The sequence below is a fragment of the Variovorax sp. FG153 genome, assembly GCF_057809595.1.
Genome location: NZ_JBMDKG010000004.1, coordinates 82,634 through 96,365, shown reverse-complemented (window position 1 = coordinate 96,365; position 13,732 = coordinate 82,634). Strand labels below are relative to the sequence as shown.

The 13,732-nt window shown below is 68.6% G+C and carries 14 protein-coding genes; 9 read left to right on the top strand and 5 right to left on the bottom strand.

Annotated features, from left to right (window positions below; genetic code table 11):
* Positions 1 to 40: 40 nt before the first annotated feature.
* Positions 41 to 997 (bottom strand): sugar ABC transporter substrate-binding protein, encoded by a 957-nt coding sequence (locus ACODT0_RS07060; RefSeq protein WP_057590804.1) that lies wholly within the window; start codon positions 995 to 997, stop codon positions 41 to 43.
* 209 nt (positions 998 to 1,206) lie between these two features.
* Here ACODT0_RS07060 and ychF point away from each other — a divergent pair, with 209 nt between their 5' ends.
* The 3 genes from ychF (at position 1,207) to ACODT0_RS07045 (ending at position 4,083) form a co-directional block, all read left to right on the top strand.
* Positions 1,207 to 2,298, top strand: a complete 1,092-nt coding sequence (gene ychF / locus ACODT0_RS07055) for a redox-regulated ATPase YchF (RefSeq protein WP_057590805.1) — start codon at positions 1,207 to 1,209, stop codon at positions 2,296 to 2,298.
* 448 nt (positions 2,299 to 2,746) lie between these two features.
* The gene (locus ACODT0_RS07050; protein ID WP_489040941.1) at positions 2,747 to 3,637 is read left to right on the top strand and encodes a DUF4019 domain-containing protein; all 891 of its coding nucleotides are present in this window, start codon (positions 2,747 to 2,749) and stop codon (positions 3,635 to 3,637) included.
* A 17-nt stretch (positions 3,638 to 3,654) separates the two neighbouring features.
* Positions 3,655 to 4,083 (top strand): hypothetical protein, encoded by a 429-nt coding sequence (locus tag ACODT0_RS07045; RefSeq protein ID WP_489040940.1) that lies wholly within the window; start codon positions 3,655 to 3,657, stop codon positions 4,081 to 4,083.
* A gap of 2 nt (positions 4,084 to 4,085) precedes the next feature.
* Here ACODT0_RS07045 and ACODT0_RS07040 read toward each other — a convergent pair whose 3' ends face one another.
* Entirely contained in the window at positions 4,086 to 5,108 is a 1,023-nt protein-coding gene (locus ACODT0_RS07040; protein ID WP_489040939.1) for a trypsin-like peptidase domain-containing protein, read from the bottom strand.
* Between the two features lie 124 nt (positions 5,109 to 5,232).
* On the opposite strand from ACODT0_RS07040, the gene ACODT0_RS07035 reads away from it, so the two are divergent.
* Positions 5,233 to 5,907, top strand: coding sequence for a glutathione S-transferase family protein (locus ACODT0_RS07035; protein ID WP_489040938.1), 675 nt, complete (start codon positions 5,233 to 5,235; stop codon positions 5,905 to 5,907).
* A 9-nt stretch (positions 5,908 to 5,916) separates the two neighbouring features.
* On the opposite strand, the gene ACODT0_RS07030 is transcribed toward ACODT0_RS07035, so the two are convergent.
* Complete coding sequence (locus tag ACODT0_RS07030; RefSeq protein WP_489040937.1) at positions 5,917 to 6,387, bottom strand: YqaA family protein; 471 nt, start codon at positions 6,385 to 6,387, stop codon at positions 5,917 to 5,919.
* A 194-nt stretch (positions 6,388 to 6,581) separates the two neighbouring features.
* On the opposite strand from ACODT0_RS07030, the gene dusB reads away from it, so the two are divergent.
* Genes dusB through purH form a run of 3 tightly spaced genes read left to right on the top strand, consistent with a single transcriptional unit; the run spans position 6,582 to position 9,528 of the window.
* Complete coding sequence (dusB, locus tag ACODT0_RS07025; RefSeq protein ID WP_093347929.1) at positions 6,582 to 7,640, top strand: tRNA dihydrouridine synthase DusB; 1,059 nt, start codon at positions 6,582 to 6,584, stop codon at positions 7,638 to 7,640.
* Positions 7,641 to 7,657: 17 nt separating this feature from the next.
* Positions 7,658 to 7,894, top strand: coding sequence for a Fis family transcriptional regulator (locus ACODT0_RS07020; RefSeq protein WP_057590811.1), 237 nt, complete (start codon positions 7,658 to 7,660; stop codon positions 7,892 to 7,894).
* Between the two features lie 26 nt (positions 7,895 to 7,920).
* Positions 7,921 to 9,528 carry a bifunctional phosphoribosylaminoimidazolecarboxamide formyltransferase/IMP cyclohydrolase gene (purH, locus tag ACODT0_RS07015; protein WP_057590890.1) on the top strand — a complete coding sequence of 536 codons (1,608 nt, stop codon included), beginning with the start codon at positions 7,921 to 7,923 and terminating at the stop codon, positions 9,526 to 9,528.
* Positions 9,529 to 9,595: 67 nt separating this feature from the next.
* On the opposite strand, the gene ACODT0_RS07010 is transcribed toward purH, so the two are convergent.
* Entirely contained in the window at positions 9,596 to 10,099 is a 504-nt protein-coding gene (locus ACODT0_RS07010; protein ID WP_057590812.1) for a hypothetical protein, read from the bottom strand.
* Between the two features lie 151 nt (positions 10,100 to 10,250).
* On the bottom strand, positions 10,251 to 11,147 hold the full coding sequence (locus tag ACODT0_RS07005) for a LysR substrate-binding domain-containing protein (protein WP_093347924.1): 897 nt from the start codon (positions 11,145 to 11,147) through the stop codon (positions 10,251 to 10,253).
* A 160-nt stretch (positions 11,148 to 11,307) separates the two neighbouring features.
* On the opposite strand from ACODT0_RS07005, the gene ACODT0_RS07000 reads away from it, so the two are divergent.
* Positions 11,308 to 12,294: a Bug family tripartite tricarboxylate transporter substrate binding protein gene (locus tag ACODT0_RS07000; RefSeq protein WP_489040936.1), complete on the top strand. Its 987-nt coding sequence runs from the start codon at positions 11,308 to 11,310 to the stop codon at positions 12,292 to 12,294.
* Positions 12,295 to 12,323: 29 nt separating this feature from the next.
* Positions 12,324 to 13,724: an amidase family protein gene (locus tag ACODT0_RS06995; protein ID WP_489040935.1), complete on the top strand. Its 1,401-nt coding sequence runs from the start codon at positions 12,324 to 12,326 to the stop codon at positions 13,722 to 13,724.
* Positions 13,725 to 13,732 lie beyond the last annotated feature (8 nt).

Below are 13,732 nucleotides of genomic sequence, written 5' to 3'. Positions count from 1 at the left end.
TTTCTCGAGATGTGTGACAGCGGTGATGGAGGCGTGGTGCTTACTTCTTCGAGTCCTTGGTCACCAGCACCACGTCGGTCTTGATCTCGGCCGGCATGTCGGCCTGGCTCTTCTTGTCGGCGATGGCCTTCAGCGCGGTCTCGATGCCGAACACGGCCTGCTTGTCGGCGAACTGGTCGGCCGTGGCGAGCACGCGGCCGTCGGCCAGCATCGGCTTGATGGCGCCGATGTTGTCGTAGCCCACCACCTGCACCTTGCCGGTCTTGCCCGCGGCCTTCACCGCCGCCACCGCGCCCAGCGCCATGCTGTCGTTGCCGGCCAGCAGGGCCTTGAGGTCGGGGTTCTCGCGCATCATGCCGGCGGCCACCGTGTTGCCCTTGTCGATTTCCCACTGGCCCGACTGCACGCCGGTCACGGTCATGCCGGCGGCCTTCATCGCGTCCTGGTAGCCGAGCGTGCGTTGCTGCGCATTGAAGGTGGTCGACACGCCTTCGATGATCCCGACCTTGTCGCCCGACTTCAGGCTCTTGGCCAGGTAGTCGCCCACCAGCTTGGCACCGGCGCGGTTGTCGGGGCCGACGAAGGGCACCTGGATGTTCTTCTCCTTCAGCGCGGCCGCGTCGAGGCGGTTGTCGATGTTGACCACCAGGATGCCCTTGTCGATGGCGGCCTTGACCACCGGCACCAGCGCCTTCGAATCGGCCGGCGCGATCACCAGCGCATTGACCTTCTGCGCCACCATCTGCTCGACCATCTTGATCTGCGCGGCGGTGTCGGTCTCGTCCTTGATGCCGTTGGTCACCAGCGTGTACTTGCCCGAATTCGCCTTCTGGTGCGCCTTGGCCCCGTCTTCCATGGTGCGGAAGAACTCGTTGGCCAGCGACTTCATCACCAGCGCGACCTTGGGCTTGTCCTGCGCGAGCGCCGGCGAGGCGGCGAAGGTGCCCAGCAGGGCGAGGGCGGCGGCGGTCTGCACGGTGCGGCGGGTGAACTTCATGGTGCGTGTCTCCTGAGGTGTGTTGGAACGAACGATGACCGATCTGGCGGCCCGGCGCCGATGGTACTGGACGAAAACGTTTGCGCAAACGTTTGCTTATGGGGTTTTCATCGGGTTTTACCCTGACCCGCCGGCCCTGTTTAGCCGCCTGCCCGAACCGCCGGGCGGGGCGCCTCGCCTAAAATCGCCGGTTCACCTGAGGACCCCCCATGAGCTTGAAGTGCGGCATCGTCGGCCTGCCCAACGTCGGTAAATCCACCCTTTTCAATGCGCTGACCAAGGCCGGCATCGCAGCGGAAAACTATCCCTTCTGCACCATCGAGCCCAACGTGGGCATCGTCGAGGTGCCCGATCCGCGGCTCGCCCAGCTCGCCGACATCGTCAAGCCCGAGCGCGTGGTGCCCGCGATCGTCGAGTTCGTGGACATCGCGGGCCTCGTGGCCGGCGCCAGCACGGGCGAAGGCCTGGGCAACAAGTTCCTGGCCCACATCCGCGAGACCGACGCCACGGTGAACGTGGTGCGCTGCTTCGACGACGACAACGTGGTGCACGTGGCCGGCAAGGTCGACCCGATCTCCGACATCGAGGTGATCCAGACCGAGCTGTGCCTGGCCGACCTGTCGACGGTCGAGAAGGCGCTGCAGCGCCACACCAAGGTGGCCCGCTCGGGCGACAAGGACGCGCAGAAGCTGGTCGGCCTGCTCGAGCGCTGCCAGGCCGCGCTCAACGAGAACAAGCCCGTGCGCGCGCTCGAGTTCACCAAGGAAGAGCTGCCGCTGGTCAAGAGCTTCACGCTGATCACCGCCAAGCCCGCGATGTTCGTGGGCAACGTGGCGGAGGACGGCTTCGAGAACAACCCCTACCTCGACCGCCTGCGCGAGTACGCCGCCAGGCAGAACGCGCCCGTGGTGGCGATCTGCGCCAAGATCGAGGCCGACCTGTCCGAGATGGACGACGAGGACAAGAAGATGTTCCTGGCCGAGATCGGCCAGGACGAGCCGGGCCTCAACCGCCTGATCCGCGCCGCCTTCAAGCTGCTGGGCCTGCAGACCTACTTCACCGCCGGCGTGAAGGAAGTGCGCGCCTGGACCATCCACGTCGGCGACACCGGCCCGCAGGCGGCCGGCGTGATCCACACCGATTTCGAGAAGGGCTACATCCGCGCCCAGACCATCGGCTTCGACGACTACATCGCCTTCAAGGGTGAGCAGGGCGCGAAGGACGCGGGCAAGATGCGCTCGGAAGGCAAGGAATACGTCGTCAAGGATGGCGACGTGATGAACTTCCTCTTCAGTTCCTGAGAAGAAGCCGCAGCAGCGGCAGCTTCGGCATCGGGGCCGGCCGGCCCCGGTGCCCGCGGGCCGGGATGCCGGGCCGCCGCGTCGCGGGTCCGACCCCGTCGATGCCTCTCCCGCTTCGCGCCTGCCAGCGCATCGGGCCGATTCCCTTCTTGTTGCAAAACCGGTTCGACCGGCGAGCGTGATTTGTTTCTCGGAAATTTGGATGTCTCCGAATTGATCGGGAAATCATGAAATTCCGCTTGTGTATTATTCCGGGCGATTTTTCGTCTTGCCGGATGGATTTCCTTTGAAATCCGTCGATTTCTGATTGAAATCGAAATCAAATTATCCAATTGTTTTTAAATTGGATTGATTTGAAATTCGCGGGGCTCCAGCCAGCGTGGCTGCGAGATTTCCCGCCTGGCAAGCCGGTCGAACAAGCATCCGGGAATAAAAAAGGGGGAATTCAATGAATCGAATCGCCGTGCGGTGGCTGGCCGCATGTCTCATGGCCGCGGGTTTTCAAATGGCCGCCGCGGCGCCGGCGGCGTCGGATGCGGTGTCCGACGAATTGCTCGGCGTCGCGGCCGAAGTGCTTCGGAAAACCGACACCGACCGGGTGAGCGAACTCTGGGATTCGGGCTCCAACGTGCTGAAGGCCCGCATGAACAAGACCGCCTTCATGCAGGCCACGAGAAAGGCGCGGCAGTCGATGGGACCGGTGGCCAGCCGCGACTGGTCGAGCGTGACGCGTCTCAAGTACCGCAAGGACAACGAGGACGGCTTTCCCGCGGGTCTCTATGCCAATGTCGTGTTCTCCACCGAGCTGGACAGCGGCAGGAAGGCCTCCGAAAGAATCAGCTTCGCGATGGAGAACAACCACTGGATCTTCACGGGGTATGCGATCGCGCGCGAGGCGCCGGACATGTACACGATGCCGGCCAAGCCCGCGATCCGGCCATCGCAGCCACCAGTGCCCACCGTACCTTCGGCGCCTTCCATGCCTTCGGCGCCAAGTGCCGCCGTTGCCGAGGTCGAATCCGCCGTGCGCGGCTGGGCCTCGGCCTGGTCGGCCCAGGACATGGATCGCTACCTGGCGGCCTATGCGCCGGAGTTCACGCCGGCCCGCGGCCAGAGCCGCGGCAAATGGGAAGAAGAGCGCCGTGTCCGCATCACCGGCAAGTCGAGCATCGGCGTCACCCTCGAAGACCTGGTGATCAGCATCAACGACCGGACCGCGACGGCCCGGTTCCGGCAGAACTACCGCGCGGACAAGCTCAAGGAAGTGAGCCGCAAGGTGCTGGAGCTGCAACGCTCGGGCAACCAGTGGCTGATCCGCAAGGAAAGCACCGGCGGCTGACATCGGCGCGCACGGCCATGGCCTCGAACTTCAACGACGAGCTCTTCGCCCGGGTCGTGCTTGCCTCGATCCAGGCGAGCGAACGGATCATGCGCAGGGACGGCGTGCTCCCGCCACTGGGCATCGCGTTCCTCGGCGAGGCCGTCGACGGCCAGGTGGTCAATCCGCTCGAAGAGGAGGGGGCGCAAGATCTCGATGGCGAGCGGCTGCGGGAGCGCGTGCATCGGCGTCTTTGCGCCATCGCCGGCCGGCGCGACGATGTCGTCGCCGTCTCGACCCTCCTGTACCGGCGGGACCGGGGATGGGTCCATGTCCAGGTCGAGTTTCCCGGCGCGATGCTGCAGCCGCTGGCCTTTCCCGTGGCGAGGGTGAATGGCGTGTGGACCGTCTCGGACAGCTGGGAGCCGTTCCCTCACCGCATCGCGGCGTCCGTCCTTGCGCGCTGATCTCAGCGCGCCGCCTGCTGCTTGCCCCACACCACTGTGTTGTCCACCGCGTAGGCCGCGCACACCACCTTGCGTTGCGTGCAGCCCTTGAGATGCTCGGTCAGCGCGGCCGAGCTGGTGGCGGTGCCGAAGCGGCTGTCGCTGGTGATCAGGAAGGCGCGCGGCCGCGCCTGCAGCAGGAACTGGCGGTAGGCGACGCGGATCTGCCGCGGATCGGCGCCGACCACCGGCAGCGCGGCTTCGTCGGCGATGTCGGCATGGCCCGAGGGCACGGGCTCGCCGTTCGACTGCAGCACCACGCCCACGGTCTTGAGCAGCTCGCGCCAGGTCTCGCGCTCGGCCATCACGCGCTGCGGCAGTTCCATCACCCATTGCGCCGGATAGGCGAAGCCCAGGTTCGAGCCGCCGGGCGAGACGCGGTCGGTGACGCCGATCAGCCGGCCGTCGGTGTCGAAGAGGCCGCCGCCGCTCGAGCCCGAGGACACGGGCGCCGAGGTCTGGACGATCGGCAACTGCCCCGGCGCGCGCGGCCGCAGCGCCGAGATCAGGCCCTCGCTGAGCGTGCGCTCGAGGCCGTGCGGGCTGCCGATGGCGAACACGCGCTGGCCCACGCGCAGGCTGTCGGCCGGCGCGATCTCGACGGCATGCAATTGCAACGGCGTTTCGGTCATCAGCACGCAGAGGTCGCGCGTCGCATCGGGGTCGCGCAGGATGCTGCCGATCTTGATCGTGGTCTGTCCCTGCATCACGGTCACGGCCGCGGCACCGTCCACCACGTGGCAGGCGGTGGCCAGCGCGGTGGGCGTGACCGCCACGGCACTGCCCACGGTCACCTGGTTGTCGCCGCGGTCGCCCTTGACGGTCCAGACCGCGGGCGAGGCATGCTGGTAGAGCGCCTCGGGATCGAGCGCGGCCTGCGCCGGGCGGTGGGCAACGGCGGCCGCCGCGAAGAGCAGCGCGAACATCGCGCCGCGCCAGCCCCCGTGCATGCGGCGCGGCGGGGGAGGCGTGGTGGTCGGTGTCATGCGGCCAGTGTAGGAAGCGGCTTCGAGCGCGCCTGTAGGCGACCGCGCTGACAGGGCTGCGCTTTGCCGCGCGTCACGCTAGACTGCCGCGCCCCGTCGCCCTCGCTTCATTCCAACCCTCGCCATGCTCACCGTCCACCACCTCAACAACTCGCGTTCGCAGCGCGTGCTCTGGCTGCTCGAAGAACTGGGCCTGCCCTACGAGATCGTCCACTACCAGCGCGATCCGAACACCATGTTGGCGCCCGCTTCGCTGCGCGCGGTGCATCCGCTGGGCAAGTCGCCGGTGGTGACGACCGACGAAGGGCTCGTGCTCGCCGAGTCGGGCGCGATCATCGAGACCGTGATCGAGCGCTACGGCCAGGGCCGCCTCGCGCCCGCGCCGCTCACGCCCGAGGCGCTGCGCTACCGCTACTGGCTGCACTTCGCCGAGGGCACGGCGATGTCGCCGCTCTTGCTCAAGCTGGTGTTCGACCGCATCGAGAGCAGCAAGATGCCCTTCTTCGCCAAGCCGGTGGCCAAGGCCATCGCCGCCAAGGCCAAGTCGGCATTCATCCTGCCGAACATCGCGAGCCATCTCAACTACATGGAAGCCGAGCTCGGCAAGAGCGAATGGTTCGCGGGCGATGCGTTCAGCGGCGCCGACATCCAGATGAGCTTCGTGGTCGAGGCCGCGCATGCGCGCGGCGGGCTCGATGCGAAGCGGCCGAAGCTCATGGACTGGCTCTCGCGCATCCATGCGCGTCCCGCCTACCAGCAGGCGCTGGAGCGCGGCGGCCCGTACGAACTGCTCAACTGAGTTCCTCGTTCAGGACGGAAAGGCGTAGAGCAGCGCCACCGTCATGGTGACGTAGCGCAGGAACTTGCCGATCGCCATGTAGGCCAGGCAGGGCCAGAACGGCAGCCGCAGCCAGCCCGCGACCGCGCACAGCGGATCGCCGACCAGCGGCAGCCAGCTCAGCAGGCAGGCCTTCGGGCCGAGCCGCTCGAGCCAGCCGAGCACGCGCACGTGGTGCTTCGAGTGCGAGTACTTGTCGGCCACCTTGTGCGCGCCGTAGCCCATCCACCAGTCGACCGCGCCGCCGAGCGTGTTGCCCACGGTCGCGACCGCGATCGCGGGCCAGAACAGCTCGGGGTTGAGCTTGAGCAGGCCGAACAGCACGGGTTCCGAGCCCACGGGCAGCAGCGTCGCCGAGATGAAGGCGGCGATGAACAGCGTGGAGAGGCCGTATTGCGGCAGCGCGAGAAGCGCGAGGAGTGCGTCGAGCCAGGCTTGCATAAGGTCGGCGCAGTATAGGCAGCGCGTTCGCGAGGCCGGGTCGGAAAAGGCGCCGCCGCGCATGGGATTTCCACCCGTGTTTACACCCGTACCAGCGGCGCGAATCGGCGCAAATCGTTTCAGTCACTGAAATGGCAGGTGGCTACAATCGTGCCTCATTTTTCAGCAGCCGACGCGCACAGCCTTCCTCCGTCATGACCTTGCAGATCGGCAACCACACGCTGGAGAACCGCCTGTTCGTCGCGCCCATGGCCGGCGTGACGGACCGGCCCTTCCGCATGCTGTGCCGCGCGCTCGGCGCGGGCTACGCGGTCAGCGAGATGGTGACCTCGCGCAAGGACCTCTGGAATTCGCTCAAGACCTCGCGCCGCGCCAACCACGACGGCGAGCCGGGCCCCATCGCGGTGCAGATCGCGGGCACCGACGCGGCCATGATGGCCGAGGCCGCGGTCTACAACATCGAGCGCGGCGCGCAGATCATCGACATCAACATGGGTTGCCCGGCCAAGAAGGTCTGCAACAAGTGGGCCGGTTCGGCGCTGATGCGCGACGAGCCGCTGGCGCTCGAGATCGTGAGCGCGGTGGTCGATGCCGCGCAGCCGCACGGCGTGCCGGTCACGCTCAAGATGCGCACCGGCTGGAGCATGGAGCACCGCAACGCGGTCAAGCTCGCGCGCGATTTCGAATCGGCCGGCGTGCAGATGCTCACGGTGCACGGCCGCACGCGCGAGCAGGGTTACAAGGGCCAGGCCGAGTACGACACCATCGCCGCCGTGAAGGCCGCGGTGCGCGTGCCGGTGGTGGCCAACGGCGACGTGCGTTCGCCCGAGAAGGCGCGCGAGGTGCTCGCGGCCACCGGCGCCGATGCGGTGATGATCGGCCGCGCGGCCCAGGGCCGGCCGTGGATCTTCCGCGAGATCGCGCACTTCCTCGACACCGGCACGCACCGCGCGCCGCCGCTGGTGGCCGAGGTGCGCCGGCTGCTGCTCGACCACCTGGTGGAGCACTACGCGCTGTACGGCGACTACAGCGGCGTGCGCACCGCGCGCAAGCACATCGGCTGGTACGTGCGCGCGCTGCCCGGCGGCGAGGAATTCCGTTCGCGCATGAACGCCATCGAGGACTGCGAGGCGCAGCTGCGCGCGGTCGGCGAGTATTTCGACGGGCTCGCGGACCAGATGGACCGCATCCCGCAGCACCAGGCGGCCGAAGAGCTGTCCGGCGAAGAGGAGGCGGCCTGCGCCGCCGATTGAGAGAAGAGAAGAAAAGCATGAGCAAGAAACACATCGAGGACTGCGTGCGCACCAGTCTGGAGAGCTACTTCCGCGACCTGCGCGGCACCGAACCCGACGGCATGTACGAGATGCTCGTGCGCGTGGTCGAGAAACCCCTGCTCGATGTCGTGATGACGCGCGCCGAGGGCAACCAGTCGAAGGCCGCCCAGTGGCTGGGCCTGAACCGCAACACGCTGCGCAAGAAACTGGTCGAACACAAACTTTTGAAATGAACGAGAACGCACGGCGTAACGACACCATGGCCAAGACCGCACTGATTTCCGTCTCCGACAAGACCGGCATCCTCGAATTCGCGCAGGCGCTGCATGCGCTGGGCATCAAGCTGCTGTCCACCGGCGGCACCGCCAAGCTGCTGGCCGATGCCGGCCTGCCGGTGACCGAGGTGGCCGACCACACCGGCTTTCCCGAGATGCTCGACGGCCGCGTGAAGACGCTGCATCCCAAGATCCACGGCGGCCTGCTCGCGCGGCGCGATCTGCCGGCGCACGTGGCCGCCATCGAGCAGCACGGCATCGACACCATCGACCTGCTGATCGTCAACCTCTATCCGTTCGAGGCCACCGTGGCCAAGCCCGGCTGCTCGCTCGAGGACGCGATCGAGAACATCGACATCGGCGGCCCGGCCATGGTGCGCAGCGCGGCGAAGAACTGGAAGGACGTGGGCGTGCTGACCGACGCCTCGCAGTACGCCGTGGCACTGGCCGAGCTCAAGGCCGACGGCAAGCTCAGCGACAAGACCAAGTTCGCGTTCTCGGTGGCCGCCTTCAATCGCATCGCCGACTACGACGGCGCGATCAGCGACTACCTCTCGGCGATCGACTTCGAGACCAGCCAGGGCCAATCGACGCCCACGCGCTCGCTGTTCCCGGCGCAGAGCAACGGCCGCTTCGTGAAGGTGCAGGACCTGCGCTACGGCGAGAACCCGCACCAGCAGGCCGCGTTCTACCGCGACCTGCATCCGGCGCCCGGTTCGCTGGTGTCGGCCAGGCAGCTGCAGGGCAAGGAGCTCAGCTACAACAACATCGCCGACGCCGATGCGGCGTGGGAATGCGTGAAGAGCTTCGACGTGCCGGCCTGCGTGATCGTCAAGCACGCCAACCCCTGCGGCGTGGCGGTCGGCAAGGACGCGGCCGAGGCCTATGCCAAGGCCTTCAAGACCGACCCGACCTCGGCCTTCGGCGGCATCATCGCCTTCAACCGCACCGTCGACGCCGCCACCGCGCAGGCCGTGGCCAAGCAGTTCGTCGAGGTGCTGATGGCCCCGGGCTACACGCACGAGGCGCTCGAGGTGTTCCAGGCCAGCAAGGCCAAGCTCAACGTGCGCGTGCTCGAGATCGCGTTGCCGCCGGGCGGCGCCACCGACTGGGACAACGGCCGCAACGCGATGGACGTGAAGCGCGTCGGCTCAGGCCTGCTGATCCAGACCGCCGACAACCACGAGCTCGCGCTGTCCGACCTCAAGGTCGTGAGCAGGAAGCAGCCCACGCCGCAGCAGCTGCAGGACCTGCTGTTCGCCTGGAAGGTCGCCAAGTACGTGAAGAGCAACGCGATCGTGTTCTGCGCCGACGGCATGACCATGGGCGTGGGCGCGGGCCAGATGAGCCGTCTCGATTCGGCGCGCATCGCGAGCATCAAGGCCGAGCATGCGGGCCTGTCGCTGCAGGGCACGGCCGTGGCCAGCGATGCCTTCTTCCCGTTCCGCGACGGCCTCGACGTGGTGGTCGACGCGGGCGCCGGTTGCGTGATCCAGCCGGGCGGCTCGATGCGCGACCAGGAAGTGATCGACGCGGCCGACGAGCGCGGCGTGGTGATGGTGCTGTCGGGCGTGCGCCACTTCCGGCACTGAGCCGGGCGCGGTTCCAAAAAACAAAGGCGGCCGATGGCCGCCTTTTTTCATGGGCCCGGGCGACCGCTCATTCGAAGCGGTACTTGAGCTGGAAGCTCAGCGCGCCATAGAGCCGGTTCTTGATCGTCGGCACGTAGGCGATGTTGAGGCCCCAGTTCTTGCCCTCGATCGCCGCGGTGGGGATCAGCGCCGGGAACCAGTTGCCGTTGCGGTAGTTGGGGTAGCCGTCGAAGCCGCCGACCACGGCGCCGAAGCGCACGCCGTGGAATTCGAAGGGCAGCACGTAGAGGCCGAGGTAGTGCGACTGGCGCCGGTCGCTGTTGTGGAAGGTGCCCAGCGTGACGCGGTAGACGTCGTTGAGCGGGTACTCGAAACCCAGGCCGGGGTTCTTGTTCTCGAGGCCCTTGTCGCGGTCGAAGTGGGCCGAGTAGAAGCCGACGTTGATCCAGGTCTTCTGGATCTCGAAGGGCTGGTCGAAGGTCGGCAGCGTGAAGTCCACCGACTGCGCGAGCGCCGGGCCACAGAGAAGGAGAGCGGCACTCAGGACCGGCAACTGGCGCAGGAATTTCATGGCTTGGACGTTCTGGAGATCTCGTGCGGCTCGAGGCTGGCCGCGATGGCTTCTTCCCTGGTGTCGCGCTCCGCGAAGCGCGGGCGCAATATACACGCCGCCGCTGTCATCGCCGTGGCACATGCCCGTGCGCATGCGGGCGGGCCGCCGCTCAGGCCGGCCGCGCCAGGTACTTGCGAAACAGCTCGGCCAGCCGCAGCGCGGCCAGCGACAGCGGCTTGCCGCGCGGCGAGACGATGCCCAGTTCCAGCGGCGGCACCGGCATCGCGAGCGGCACGCGCTCCACCAGCGCGTCATAGGGCGGCATCGTGAGCATGCCGGCCGGCCCCACCATCAGCGCGTCGCTGCGCGTCAAGAGGCCCCAGCTCACGCCGAAGGAGGCGACCTCGATGCGGTGCTCGGGCAGCGGCAGGCCCTGCGCGGCGTACTGCTCGAGCAGGAAGCTGTGCTGGCTGCCCGGTGCCAGGTGCATCAGCCATTCGGCGCCCGCGATCTCCTCCCAGCGCGTGGCATGGCGCAGCGGGTGGCCGCGCCGGCACAGCACGGCCATCTCGATCATGTCGAGCCGCTCGAACGCGAAGTCGGCATCGAGGGCCGAGGCCACCGGCCCCGCCACGGCGAAGTCGACCGCGCCCTCGCGCAGCAGCGGCAGCACCTGCGGGATCAGGCCGTCGAACAGCTTGAGTTGCGCCTGTGGCATGGCCTTGCGGAAGGCGCGCACCACCTCGGGCAGCACGCCGAGGAACACCATCGGCGTCACCGCCACCGCCACGCGGCCGTGCTGGCTGCCCTGCAGGATGCGGATGTCCTGGCGCGCGAGCTCGAGCTGCTGGTGCGCGAGCCGCGCGCGCACCGTGAGCTGGCGACCGGACTCGGTGAACTCGATGCCGCGCGAGCTGCGCAGCACCAGCTGCGCATCGACCTCGGCCTCGAGCTCGCGGATCGCCTTGGTCACCGCCGCCTGGCTCAGGTGCAGGCTGCGCGCGGCGGCGCGGATGCTGCCGGTGTCGGCCAGCCGCAGCCAGGCCTTGAGCTGGTGATCCTTCATGCGGCCGATTCTGCCGCGCGGCCCGGCGCGGGAATCTACCGACAAACGCAGGTTGTCATCGCGACAAGCGATTGTCTTTTGCGGCGCGGGTCCGGTTCCTAGACTTCGGCCACCAGCCGGCTCGTGGTGAACGGCGGGATTCCCCAAGAGGAGATGCTTCGTGCCTGCCCTGTCATTCGCATGGACCCGCCGTGCCGCTGTGGCCGTCCTGGCCACCCTGGCCACGGCCGCGCTGGCCGCCTCGGCCCAGTACCCCGAGCGCCCGGTGAAATTCATCGTGCCCTATGCCGCCGGTTCCGGCGTCGACGTCGCGATGCGCCCGGTGGCCGACGCGATGGCGCGCGAACTGGGGCAGGCCATGATCGTGGACAACCGGCCCAGCGCGGGCGGCATCGTCGGCACGCAGGCCCTGGTGAGCTCGGCGAACGACGGCTACACGGTCGGCTACGGCAACCTCGTGACCCTGAGCATCAACCCGGCCTTCTTCTCGAAGCTGTCTTACGTGCCCGAGAAGGACCTGGTGCCGGTCGGCCTGATCTCGAGCAACGCCTACGTGTTGATCGTGCGCAAGGACCTGCCGGTGCGCAGCCTGCAGGAACTGGTCGCCTACGGCCGCGAACACCCGGGCAAGCTGTCGGTCGGCACGCCCGGCATCGGCAGCGCGGGCCACCTGACCGGCGAACTGCTGAAGACCGAGACCGGGCTCACGATGGTGCAGGTGCCCTACAAGACCGGCACCCAGGCGGTGGCCGACATGGTCAACGGCCAGCTCGACGTGACCATCGAGAACATCTCGGCGGTGCTGCCCTTCGTGCAGCAGGGCCGGGTCAAGGCGATCGCCGTGACCAGCGCGAAGCGCGCCGCGGTGCTGCCCGAGGTGCCGACCGTGGCCGAGAGCGGTGTGCCGGGCTTCGAGGTGGTGGCCTGGGGTGCGCTGATGGCGCCCGCGGGCACCTCGCGCAAGACGGTCGACCGGCTCAACACCGCGCTGCGCGCCGCGCTGGCCGACCCGGCCGTGGTGCGTGCCAATGCCGCGCTGTCGATCGAGGCATTGCCATCGAGCCCCGAGGAGCTCAGCGCGCTGATGAAGCGCGAGAAGCCGCGCTGGGCCGAGGCGGTGCGGCGCGCGGGCGTCAAGGGCGACTGATCCATCCATCTTTTTCGAGGAGACAAGCCATGCATCCCTGGCAACTGGAGGCCGCCGAACTCGCGCGGCGCATCGCGGCACGCGAACTCTCGTGCGTGGAGGCGGTACGCAGCAGCCTGGAACGGCTCGAGGCCGTCAATCCGCGCATCAATGCCGTGGTCGACGGCGGCGCCGAGGAAGCGCTGCAGGCCGCGCGGCAGGCCGACGCCGCGCTGGCCGGCGGCGAGGCCACCGGGCCGCTGCATGGCGTGCCGGTCACCATCAAGGTCAACGTCGACCAGCGCGGGCATGCCACCACCAACGGCGTGGAGGCCTATCGCAAGGTCGTGGCCGCGGAGGACAGCCCGGTGGTCGCGAACCTGCGGCGCGCGGGCGCGATTCCGATCGGCCGCACCAACACGCCCGCGTTCTCGATGCGCTGGTTCACCGACAACGCGGCCCACGGGCGCACCCTCAATCCGCACGACGCGGCGCTGACGCCTGGCGGTTCGAGCGGCGGCGCGGCGGCCGCGGTCGCGGTCGGCATCGGCGCGATCGCGCACGGCAACGACCAGGGCGGCTCGATCCGCTACCCGGCCTATGCCTGCGGCGTCTACGGCCTGCGCCCGAGCTTCGGCCGCGTGCCGGCCTTCAACCCGTCGGGCAGCGGCGAGCGGCCGCCGGTGGTGCAGCTCAGCTCGGTCCAGGGGCCGCTGGCGCGCAGCGTGCGCGACCTGCGGCTGGCCTTCGCCGCGATGGCCGCGCGCGACGTGCGCGACCCGTGGTGGGTGCCCGCGCCGCTCGAGGGCACGCCGCCGGCCGGTCCGCTGCGCGTGGCGCTGTGCACCGCGCTGCCCGGCTACGCCTGCGATTCCGAGGTGGCCGATGCCCTGCAGCGCGCCGCGCGCCGGCTCGAGGGCGCGGGCTACCGCGTCGAGCCGGTGGAGCCGCCGCGGCTGCGCGAGGCGGCCGAACTGTGGCTCGCGCTGACCATGGCCGACAGCCGGCTGCTGGTGGAACCGGCGCTGCTGCGCGACGGCGACCAGACCATCCGCCAGGCCTACCGCGCGATGGACGCGCATGCGCCGTCGTTCGACACCGAGGCCTACATGCGCGCGCTGGCCGCGCGCACGGGGCTGATGCGCGACTGGGCGCTGTTCCTGCAGCGCCATCCGCTGCTGCTGATGCCGGTGTCGTGGCGCCACCCGTTCCCGGTCGATGCCGACCAGCGCGGAGCGGACGCGATGCGCGAGCTGCTCGATGCGCAGAGCCCGCTGCTGGCGACCGCGATCCTGGGGCTGCCGGGGCTGTCGGTGCCGATGGGGCTGCGCCAAGGCCTGCCCACGGGCGTGCAGCTCGTGAGCGATCGCTTCCGCGAAGACCTGTGCCTGGCCGCGGCCGAGGTGCTCGAGGCCGAGGCCGGGCCCATAGCGGCCATCGACCCGGCTTGAGCCTCCCG

Excerpts from the sequence above, each read along its gene's own strand:
- ACODT0_RS07060 (WP_057590804.1), bottom strand. The coding sequence starts at position 997 with ATGAAGTTCACCCGCCGCACCGTGCAGACCGCCGCCGCCCTCGCCCTG.
- ychF (WP_057590805.1), top strand. The coding sequence starts at position 1,207 with ATGAGCTTGAAGTGCGGCATCGTCGGCCTGCCCAACGTCGGTAAATCC.
- ACODT0_RS07050 (WP_489040941.1), top strand. The coding sequence starts at position 2,747 with ATGAATCGAATCGCCGTGCGGTGGCTGGCCGCATGTCTCATGGCCGCG.
- ACODT0_RS07045 (WP_489040940.1), top strand. The coding sequence starts at position 3,655 with ATGGCCTCGAACTTCAACGACGAGCTCTTCGCCCGGGTCGTGCTTGCC.
- ACODT0_RS07040 (WP_489040939.1), bottom strand. The coding sequence starts at position 5,108 with ATGACACCGACCACCACGCCTCCCCCGCCGCGCCGCATGCACGGGGGC.
- ACODT0_RS07035 (WP_489040938.1), top strand. The coding sequence starts at position 5,233 with ATGCTCACCGTCCACCACCTCAACAACTCGCGTTCGCAGCGCGTGCTC.
- ACODT0_RS07030 (WP_489040937.1), bottom strand. The coding sequence starts at position 6,387 with ATGCAAGCCTGGCTCGACGCACTCCTCGCGCTTCTCGCGCTGCCGCAA.
- dusB (WP_093347929.1), top strand. The coding sequence starts at position 6,582 with ATGACCTTGCAGATCGGCAACCACACGCTGGAGAACCGCCTGTTCGTC.
- ACODT0_RS07020 (WP_057590811.1), top strand. The coding sequence starts at position 7,658 with ATGAGCAAGAAACACATCGAGGACTGCGTGCGCACCAGTCTGGAGAGC.
- purH (WP_057590890.1), top strand. The coding sequence starts at position 7,921 with ATGGCCAAGACCGCACTGATTTCCGTCTCCGACAAGACCGGCATCCTC.
- ACODT0_RS07010 (WP_057590812.1), bottom strand. The coding sequence starts at position 10,099 with ATGAAATTCCTGCGCCAGTTGCCGGTCCTGAGTGCCGCTCTCCTTCTC.
- ACODT0_RS07005 (WP_093347924.1), bottom strand. The coding sequence starts at position 11,147 with ATGAAGGATCACCAGCTCAAGGCCTGGCTGCGGCTGGCCGACACCGGC.
- ACODT0_RS06995 (WP_489040935.1), top strand. The coding sequence starts at position 12,324 with ATGCATCCCTGGCAACTGGAGGCCGCCGAACTCGCGCGGCGCATCGCG.